This window comes from Rhodococcus sp. NPDC003348 (genome assembly GCF_053589375.1).
Genome location: NZ_JBSFRT010000019.1, coordinates 34131 through 42528 on the forward strand (window position 1 = coordinate 34131; position 8398 = coordinate 42528).

At 67.0% G+C, this 8398-nt stretch carries 12 protein-coding genes; 4 read left to right on the forward strand and 8 right to left on the reverse strand.

Annotation, left to right across the window (positions count from 1 at the left end; translation table 11 throughout):
* The 8 genes from rpsC to rpsJ are packed head-to-tail and all read right to left on the reverse strand — an operon-like array spanning window position 1 to window position 4317.
* A complete protein-coding gene (gene rpsC / locus ACWDU4_RS14500) occupies window positions 1-795 on the reverse strand; it encodes a 30S ribosomal protein S3 (protein WP_387478763.1) in 795 nt (264 codons plus the stop codon).
* Entirely contained in the window at window positions 795-1196 is a 402-nt protein-coding gene (gene rplV, locus ACWDU4_RS14505) for a 50S ribosomal protein L22 (RefSeq protein ID WP_450114599.1), read from the reverse strand. The genes rpsC and rplV overlap by 1 nt, the downstream gene beginning before the upstream one ends.
* Window positions 1193-1474, reverse strand: coding sequence for a 30S ribosomal protein S19 (gene rpsS / locus ACWDU4_RS14510; protein WP_005518370.1), 282 nt, complete (start codon window positions 1472-1474; stop codon window positions 1193-1195). The genes rplV and rpsS overlap by 4 nt, the downstream gene beginning before the upstream one ends.
* Window positions 1475-1487: 13 nt before the next feature.
* Entirely contained in the window at window positions 1488-2324 is an 837-nt protein-coding gene (gene rplB / locus ACWDU4_RS14515; protein WP_378487261.1) for a 50S ribosomal protein L2, read from the reverse strand.
* Window positions 2325-2364: 40 nt separating this feature from the next.
* Window positions 2365-2670: a 50S ribosomal protein L23 gene (rplW, locus tag ACWDU4_RS14520; protein WP_007531907.1), complete on the reverse strand. Its 306-nt coding sequence runs from the start codon at window positions 2668-2670 to the stop codon at window positions 2365-2367.
* Window positions 2667-3338, reverse strand: a complete 672-nt coding sequence (gene rplD, locus ACWDU4_RS14525; protein ID WP_450114600.1) for a 50S ribosomal protein L4 — start codon at window positions 3336-3338, stop codon at window positions 2667-2669. Before rplD ends, rplW begins: the two co-directional genes overlap by 4 nt.
* Window positions 3335-3991, reverse strand: coding sequence for a 50S ribosomal protein L3 (gene rplC / locus ACWDU4_RS14530; RefSeq protein ID WP_450114601.1), 657 nt, complete (start codon window positions 3989-3991; stop codon window positions 3335-3337). The genes rplD and rplC overlap by 4 nt, the downstream gene beginning before the upstream one ends.
* 20 nt (window positions 3992-4011) lie before the next feature.
* On the reverse strand, window positions 4012-4317 hold the full coding sequence (gene rpsJ / locus ACWDU4_RS14535) for a 30S ribosomal protein S10 (RefSeq protein ID WP_003938093.1): 306 nt from the start codon (window positions 4315-4317) through the stop codon (window positions 4012-4014).
* A 568-nt stretch (window positions 4318-4885) separates the two neighbouring features.
* Between rpsJ and ACWDU4_RS14540 the strand changes: the two genes are divergently transcribed.
* The 4 genes from ACWDU4_RS14540 (at window position 4886) to ACWDU4_RS14555 (ending at window position 8279) form a co-directional block, all read left to right on the forward strand.
* Complete coding sequence (locus tag ACWDU4_RS14540) at window positions 4886-5362, forward strand: hotdog fold domain-containing protein (protein WP_450114602.1); 477 nt, start codon at window positions 4886-4888, stop codon at window positions 5360-5362.
* Window positions 5363-5602: 240 nt separating this feature from the next.
* On the forward strand, window positions 5603-6571 hold the full coding sequence (locus tag ACWDU4_RS14545) for an ATP-binding cassette domain-containing protein (protein ID WP_450114603.1): 969 nt from the start codon (window positions 5603-5605) through the stop codon (window positions 6569-6571).
* Window positions 6568-7419 carry an ABC transporter permease gene (locus tag ACWDU4_RS14550; protein ID WP_450114604.1) on the forward strand — a complete coding sequence of 284 codons (852 nt, stop codon included), beginning with the start codon at window positions 6568-6570 and terminating at the stop codon, window positions 7417-7419. The genes ACWDU4_RS14545 and ACWDU4_RS14550 overlap by 4 nt, the downstream gene beginning before the upstream one ends.
* A complete protein-coding gene (locus ACWDU4_RS14555) occupies window positions 7416-8279 on the forward strand; it encodes an ABC transporter permease (protein WP_450114605.1) in 864 nt (287 codons plus the stop codon). Before ACWDU4_RS14550 ends, ACWDU4_RS14555 begins: the two co-directional genes overlap by 4 nt.
* Window positions 8280-8398: the final 119 nt, after the last annotated feature.

The window sequence follows — 8398 nt, forward strand, 5'->3', positions numbered from 1 at the left end:
TCAGCCCTCCTGATTCGATTCGGTCGAGGCCGGAGCCTCGGCGGTGGCGGCGCGACCGGCCTCGGTGCTGGTCGCGGTGGTGCCCGAGGCACCGGAGCGACGCGGACGGCTCGGACGCTCGCGGCGCGGACGCTCGGCCGGCGCGGCGGCGGACAGCTCACGCTTGCCACCGACGATGTCGCCCTTGTAGATCCAGACCTTCACGCCGATACGACCGAAGGTGGTCTTGGCCTCGTACAGGCCGTAGTCGATGTCCGCGCGCAGCGTGTGCAGCGGAACCCGACCCTCACGGTAGAACTCCGAGCGGGACATCTCGGCACCGCCGAGACGGCCGGAGCACTGCACCCGGATGCCCTTGACGTTCGGCTGACGCATGGCCGACTGAATGGCCTTGCGCATGGCGCGACGGAACGCGACACGGTTCGAGAGCTGCTCGGCGACGCCCTGCGCCACCAGCTGGGCCTCGGCCTCGGCGTTCTTGACCTCGAGGATGTTCAGCTGGACCTGCTTGCCGGTCAGCTTCTCGAGCTCGGCGCGGATACGGTCGGCCTCGGCGCCGCGGCGGCCGATGACGATGCCCGGACGCGCGGTGTGGATGTCGACGCGGACCCGGTCACGGGTGCGCTCGATCTCGACCTTCGCGATGCCGGCCCGCTCCATGCCCGTGGCGAGGAGCTTGCGGATCGCGACGTCTTCCTTGACGTACTCCGCGTACTGCTTGTCTGCGTACCAGCGGGACTTCCAGTCGGTGGTGATACCCAGGCGGAAGCCGTGCGGGTTGATCTTCTGGCCCACTACTGAGCACTTCCCTTCCGGCGATTGCGGTTCGAGGTGCCGGCCTTGGGCAGGCTCTCCACGATGACCGTGATGTGGCTGGTGCGCTTGCGGATGCGGAACGCACGGCCCTGGGCACGCGGCTGGAAACGCTTGAGGGTGGCACCCTCGTCCACGTACGCGGTGGCGACGACCAGCGTGCTGGGGTCAAGGCCGAGGTTGTTCTCGGCGTTGGCAGCGGCGCTGGCAACGACCTTGGCGACCGGCTCGCTGGCGGCCTGCGGTGCGAACTTGAGGATGTTCAGGGCGTCCTCGACGGAACGACCACGAACCAGGTCCACGACACGACGGGCCTTCATCGGCGTCACGCGCACGTGGCGCGCGATCGCCTTGGCGGTGGGGTTCTGAGTTTCAGTGCTCATCGACGCTTGCTCTTCCGGTCGTCCTTGATGTGACCCTTGAACGTGCGGGTCGGTGCGAACTCACCGAGCTTGTGACCGACCATCGAATCGGACACGAACACCGGCACGTGCTTCCGACCGTCGTGAACGGCGAACGTGTGACCGATGAAATCGGGGATGATGGTCGAACGACGCGACCAGGTCTTGATGACCTGCTTGGTGCCCTTCTCGTTCTGCACGTCCACCTTCGCGAGGAGGTGGTCGTCGACGAACGGGCCCTTCTTAAGACTGCGAGGCATAGTTCACTCCCTCCTAGCGCTTCTTGCCGGTACGACGGCGGCGGACGATGAGCTTGTCGCTCGGCTTGTTGGGCTTGCGGGTGCGGCCTTCCGGCTTACCCCACGGGCTGACCGGGTGGCGACCACCGGAGGTCTTACCCTCACCACCACCGTGCGGGTGGTCGACCGGGTTCATCACGACACCACGGACGGTCGGGCGCTTGCCCTTCCAGCGCATGCGGCCGGCCTTGCCCCAGTTGATGTTGGACTGCTCGGCGTTGCCGACCTCGCCGATGCTGGCGCGGCAGCGCACGTCGACGCGGCGGATCTCACCCGACGGCATACGCAGGGTCGCGTACGGACCCTCCTTGCCGAGGAGCTGGATGCTGGCGCCGGCGGAGCGGGCCATCTTGGCGCCGCCGCCCGGACGCAGTTCCACCGCGTGGATGGTGGTACCGGTCGGGATGTTGCGCAGCGGCAGGTTGTTGCCGGGCTTGATGTCGGCGCCGACGCCGGACTCGACCCGTGCACCCTGCTTGAGGTCCTTCGGCGCGATGATGTAGCGCTTCTCGCCGTCGGCGTAGTGCAGCAGCGCGATGTTCGCGGTGCGGTTGGGGTCGTACTCGATGTGCGCGACCTTGGCCGGCACGCCGTCCTTGTCGTTGCGACGGAAATCGATCAGCCGGTAGGCGCGCTTGTGTCCGCCACCCTTGTGTCGGGTGGTGATGCGACCGTGTGCGTTACGACCGCCACGACCGTGCAGCGGGCGGATGAGCGACTTCTCGGGCGTCGACCGAGTGATCTCGGCGAAGTCCGAGACGCTCGAGCCGCGACGGCCCGGGGTAGTCGGCTTGTACTTACGGATTGCCATGAGTCTTCTCGTCCTCTATATCTCGTCAAGTCCCGCTCGCTTACGCGACCGGGCCTCCGAAGATCTCGATGGGCTTGCTGTCGGCCGAGATGGTCACGAGCGCGCGCTTGGTGTCCTTGCGCTTGCCGTAGCCGAACCGGGTCCGCTTGCGCTTGCCCTGACGGTTGGCGGTGTTGACGCTGGTCACGGTGACGCCGAAGACCTTCTCCACGGCAATCTTGATCTGCGTCTTGTTCGAGTCCGGGTGCACCAGGAAGGTGTAGGTGCCTTCCTCGATCAGTCCGTAGGACTTCTCGGAGATGACCGGCGCGAGCAGGATGTCGCGGGGATCGGCGATGGTGCTCACTTGCTCTCCTCCTTCTGCGCCGACTCGGCCGGGCCGTGGATGAACGTGTTGAGCGCCTCGACACTGAACACGACGTCGTCGCTGTTGAGCACGTCGTAGGTGTTCAGCTGGTCGGGGGCGATGGGGTGCACACCCTCGAGGTTCTGCACGCTCTTCCAAGCCGCGATGTCCTCACGGCCGACGACGAGCAGGAACTTCTTGCGACCCGAGATCTCGCCCAGGAACTTGCGGGCGCTCTTGGTGGACGGGGTCTGCCCGGCAACCAGTTCGGTGATCACGTGGATGCGCTCGTTGCGGGCCCGGTCGGAGAGGGCACCGCGGAGGGCGGCTGCCTTCATCTTCTTCGGGGTCCGCTGGCTGTAGTCGCGCGGCTTCGGGCCGTGGACGGTGCCACCACCGGCGAACTGCGGCGCGCGGGTCGAGCCCTGACGGGCGCGGCCGGTGCCCTTCTGCCGGTACGGCTTCTTGCCACCGCCGCGGACCTCGCCGCGGGTCTTGGTGGAGTGCGTGCCCTGACGTGCCGCGGCCAGCTGAGCGACGACGACCTGGTGCATCAGCGCGATGTTGGCCGTCGCATCGAAGATCTCGGCGGGCAGGTCGACGGTGCCGTTGGTGCCGCCGTCGGCGTTGCGGACGTCGAGGGTGAGCTTGGTTGCGGTCTCGGTCATGCGGACGCACCACCCTTCACTGCGGTCTTGACGATCACGAGGCCACCCTTGCGGCCGGGGATCGCACCCTTGATCAGAAGCAGGCCGGCCTCGGCGTCCACCTTGTGGACGGTGAGGTTCTGCGTGGTGACGCGGTCGCTACCCATGCGGCCCGACATGCGCATGCCCTTGAACACGCGGCCCGGGGTGGCGCAGCCACCGATCGAACCGGGGCGACGGTGAACGGCCTGCGCACCGTGGGAGGCGCCCTGACCGGCGAAGCCGTGACGCTTCATGGTGCCGGCGAAGCCCTTGCCCTTGGAGGTGCCGGTGACGTCGACGTAGGCGCCGTCCTCGAACACAGCGGCGGTGAGCTCCTGGCCGACCTCGTACTCGCCGGCGTCGGCGACGCGCAGCTCCACGACGTGGCGGCGGGGGGTGACACCGGCCTTGGCGAACTGGCCGGAGGTCGGCTTGTTCACCTTGCGGGGGTCGATCGCGCCGTAGGCGAGCTGCACGGCGCTGTAGCCGTCACGCTCCTCGGTGCGGATCTGGGTGACGACGTTCGGTCCGGCCTTGACGACGGTGACCGGAACGACCCGGTTGTTCTCGTCGAAGACCTGGGTCATGCCGAGCTTGGTGCCCAGGATGCCCGTGATCTTGTTCTCAGTCATTGTTGTTGTCTCCGCCGCGCTCACTGGATGTTGACATCGACGCTGGCCGGCAGGTCGATGCGCATGAGCGCGTCGACCGTCTTGGGCGTCGGGTCGAGGATGTCAATGAGCCGCTTGTGGGTGCGCATCTCGAAGTGCTCGCGCGAGTCCTTGTACTTGTGCGGCGAACGGATGACGCAGTACACGTTCTTTTCGGTCGGCAACGGCACCGGTCCGACCACACGGGCCCCGGTACGGGTCACCGTCTCCACGATCTTGCGCGCAGACGCGTCGATCGCCTCATGGTCGTAGGCCTTGAGCCTGATGCGGATCTTCTGTCCCGCCACGCTTGTGTCCTCTTCCTTGCCCGATGTGATTAGGCCCTCGCGACTCGCTGTGTCTGTCGATCACGTGGAGCCGCTCGTTTGCACGTAGACCCGTCAGGGGCTACCTCGTCTGCACAGTTCCCACCCACTTCCGGGCGAAGAAGAACGTTGGCGATCGGACTGCACGCCCGATGCCGATCGGGATGTCCGATCCGCTGCCGCTGTTCATCTGTCATGGAACTGTTCCCGGTCCACGCGGTCGGGCGTGTCGCCCTCCCGCTCATCCCCCGACCCGTGTTTGCACACGGATCGGCCAGCGGAATGTGTTCCGGGCTGCACCCCAGGCGGGGCGCAGGTGGTCACTGCTTCCGTCTTGCGACGATTGTCCTGCATTGGCCGGACCGGGAACCACCGGCGGAATCTATCCGCGCGAGCTTCCGGTCCTCGACCCTTTCTCGCCAGGCGAAGGCCGTGCGCGTGCACGTCCCTGGCCCAGGCAACCTGAACAGTATGCCGGAGACCGGTCCGGACTTCAAATCCGGGCGGACGGACACCCCGTATCGAACTTACTTCAGAGTAAGATTCCGTCATGACCACCACGACCACCACCTACCGGACCTGGCAGCGGCTCCCCCGGAACCGCGTCGGATCCACACTGTTCTCCCTTGGCATGTGCATCCGCGTGCCCTACTTCGCCACCGTCCTCCCCCGCGTCGTCGCACTGGAGCCCGGCCATTGCGAGGTCCGAGCCCCGAAATGGTGGGGTGTGCACAACCACATCGGCACCTACCACGCGATCGCGGCGTGCAACCTCGCCGAGGCCGCGATGGGCATGCTCGCCGAGGCCACCGTCCCACCCACACACCGGTGGATTCCGAAGGCCATGCACACGCAGTACCTGACGAAGGCGACCACCGGACTGCACGCGACCGCCACACTGCCCTCGCTGCCCGACTTCGCCGCCATCACCGAGGGCGCCGACCTGGTCGTGCCCGTTTTCATCCGCGACAAGGCGGGCACCGAGGTCGTACACGCCGACATCACCGTCTGGGTCACGCCGAAGTAGCGGCCGCTCCTGCGCAACCCCACCGGCCGACACAAGGAACACCACGACGTGACCTGCTTCACATCCAGTTGTCGGCCGCCTGCGCGCCGGCACGCGCAGCATGCCCGCCCGGACCACGGGACGGAATCATCGGACGCGAGCAACGCGACGTTACCGACGCGTAGATCGTCAGCGATTTGCAGGCAACCGCGGTCCCCCGGTCTGCCTCGGCGTTCTCCGATGCGTGACATACTCGCTGGCATGCCTACACCCCACTCTGCCGTCCTGGTCGAGGGAATCCGCAAGTCCTTCGGTGAAGTGCAGGCGCTCAGGGGGGTCAACTTCGAGGTGCCTCGCGGCACCGTGCTCGGAATCCTCGGCCCCAACGGCGCTGGCAAGACGACAACGGTCAACGTGCTGTCCACCCTGCTGCGCCCGGATTCGGGGCGCGCGCTGGTCGCCGGTCACGACGTCGTCACCCAGGCACCGGCGGTGCGGCGATCGATCATGATGACCGGTCAGTACGCGGCGCTCGACGAGCAGTTGACGGCACGGGAGAACCTCGTGCTTTTCGGGCGTCTGATGGGACTCAACCGCCAGTCCGCCAAGGCACGCGCCGAGGAACTGCTGCGCCAGTTCGACCTCGAGTACGCGGCCGAGCGCAAGGTCGCAGGCTACTCGGGCGGTATGCGCCGACGCGTCGACATCGCGTGCGGCCTGGTGACCCGGCCCGAGGTGGTCTTCCTCGACGAGCCGACGACCGGCCTCGACCCGCGCAGCCGGCAGGGCGTCTGGTCGCTCGTCTCGACACTCAAGGAGCAGGGCATCACCATCCTGCTGACCACGCAGTACCTCGAAGAGGCCGACGTGCTCAGCGACAACATCGTCGTCATCGACCGGGGCACGGTGATCGCGGAGGGCACCGCCGACCAGCTCAAGGAACGCACCGGCGGCAGCTACTGCGAGGTCGTGCCGCTCCGGCTGGCGGACCTGCCGCGTGTGCACGCGGTGCTGACCAGCCTGGTGCCGCCGGAGTACGTCACCGCAACCGGCCACGATCGGCTGTCGATCCCCGCCCAGTACGGCGCGCAGACGCTCGCCGAGGTGCTGCGCCGGCTCGACATCTCCCGGATCCCCCTCGCCGACATCGCGCTGCGGCGGCCGTCGCTCGACGACGTGTTCCTTGCACTGACCGGTCAGCCGGCCGCCGAAGAGAGCGAAGCATCATGACCGCCATCGCTGCGCGCGCAGCACAGTCGGACGAGACCCCACCCGAGCCACAGTCCAAGGCCGTGGCCCGCGTCGGCCGGCACCGTCGGCCGGAACTGTCGGCAACCGGACAGTGGCTCGCGCTGACCGGCCGCAACGTTCGCGGCATGTGGACGAGTGGGCAGCTGTTCATCGCGATCCTCGCACCCGCGATCTTCACGATCGGCTTCTACCTGCCGCTGCGCTTCGTGATGAAGTTCCAGGGCATCGACTACGCCCAGTTCGTGATGCCGATCATCGTGCTGCAGGCGATGGCCTTCACCGCCATCTCCGCCGCGGGCAAGGCCGCACTCGAAGCCGTCAACGGCATGAACGCGCGATTCCAGACGATGCCCATCTTCGCCGGCGTTCCCTTGGCGTCCCGGATGACGGCGTCGTTCGTGCACTGCACCATCTCGCTGATCGCCGCACTCGTCTACGGCCACATCATCGGATTCCGGTTCACCGGCGGCATCGGCAACGCCACGCTGTTCGTGGCGATGTCACTGGCGATCGCGATGACGCTGTCGCTGGGCGGCGACCTGATCGGCACGCTGAGCAAGAGTCCCGAGATGACCAGCCAGGCGTTGACGCTGCCGCAGCTGATCCTCGGTATGTTCTCGGCCGGCTTCGTTCCGGTCTCGCAGTTCCCCTCGTGGTCCCAGGCGTTCGTTCGCAACCAGCCGATCTCCCAGTTCGCGATCTCGATGCGCGCGATCGCCGACGGCTCCGTGACTATGCACCTGATGACGCCCGCCGTGCTGTGGTGTCTGGGGCTCTTCGCGGTGATCGCTCCGCTGACCGTGTGGGCGAACGTGAGGCGCAAATGACCACCGCACCAACCCACGAGCGGCGCGAAGACGCCCCGATCACCGAGATCACCTTCCACGAGACCACCGAGGTGTACCCGGAGGACTCCCGGCAGGCACTGGTCACGCACAGCCTGCTGCAGACGCAGCGGCTGTTGACCCGGTGGCTCCGCGACCCGTACACGATGCTGCAGGCGATCGTGTACCCGTCGCTGATGCTGATCATGTTCAACGCTGTGCTGGGGATCTCGGTCACCAAGGCCACCGGCGTCAACAGCGTGTACGGCTACGCACCCATGATCGCGCTGGTCGGCTCGATGTTCGGTTCCATCGCCAGCGGCATGCAGCTGAAGATGGAGTGGCGCCGCGGCCTGCTCAGCCGATTCTGGATCCTGCCGGTCCATCGGGCGTCGGGCCTGGTCAGCCGGCTACTGGCCGAGGCGGTCCGCATCCTGCTGACGACAGTGCTGATTCTGACGGTCGGATTCGCCCTCGGGTTCCGCTTCAACCAGGGCCTCATCGCCGGGTTCGCAATGATCTGCGTGCCACTGCTGATGGGTCTGGGGTTCGCGACCATGGTCACCGCGCTGTCGGTGAGCGCCGCCAAACTGCCCCTCGTGGAACTGCTGTCCCTGGTGTGCTCGCTGCTGATGTTCTTCAACTCCGGCTTCGTCCCCACCGCGGCGTACCCGACCTGGCTGCAGGGCTTCGTCGAGAACCAGCCGATGTCCACGGCCATCGACGCGATGAAGGGGCTGAGCCTGGGCGGTCCGGTCGCCGAACCGCTGATCAAGACCACACTGTGGGCCGTCGGGATGATCGCGCTCTTCACCTGGCCCGCGGTCCGCGGCTACCGCAAGGCGGCCGGCACCCCCATCTGATCCCATCCGATCCGTCCCGGGGACGGCGTAGCCGAGATTCACCTACGCACCACCCGAACACAGCGCTCAACGAAAAGGGCCCCACCGCATCGCGGTGGGGCCCTTTCTGTGCCCGGGTG